The sequence below is a fragment of the Vibrio sp. 1727 genome (assembly GCF_033344415.1).
Classification (GTDB): domain Bacteria; phylum Pseudomonadota; class Gammaproteobacteria; order Enterobacterales; family Vibrionaceae; genus Vibrio; species Vibrio alginolyticus.
On sequence record NZ_JAWPOT010000694.1, the window covers coordinates 1 to 511 of the forward strand.

Here is a 511-nt window from a genome sequence, read left to right on the forward strand (position 1 = left end):
CATGAAATCACCACAACAAGTGGATGCTTTCATTAATGAGCATGAGGCGTTCCCTTTCTCACGTCGCATTCGTGCGCCTTATCTCGATAACTTGTACAAACAGAAAGATTGGAAAACCATCACTGAGTTTCAAAAAGTCATTCCAAGTGGTGAGCGTTATCAGTGTATTTTTTACGTTGCTCAGTTAAAACAAGGCAAACAAGTTGCAGCCTTTAAAGGCGCAGAAGACATGTGGTTAAGCGGTTCTAGCATCGCGAGTGAGTGTGACCCGTTATTTAATGCTTGGGATAAAGCGGGTGGACGTACAGACGATTTGGTTCTGCAACGCATGTTGTTGGCGTTTGATGCTCGTAACGGTAGTTTGATGGCTTATTTGCAAAAGCTGCCAAGCTCTGCAAAAGCGAAACAACAAGCGCAAGAAATGAAAGCGTTGTTTGATAAACCTGCGACGGTGGCTGAGTTTGCTAAGAAAAAGCCAGCCAACGACTTTTATCGTGCTCAGAGTGAATAT

Annotated in this window: 1 pseudogene; it reads left to right on the forward strand. The window is 43.8% G+C overall.

The features are described from left to right. Positions 1 to 511: pseudogene (locus R8O10_RS27660) on the forward strand (lytic murein transglycosylase); the annotation flags it as partial.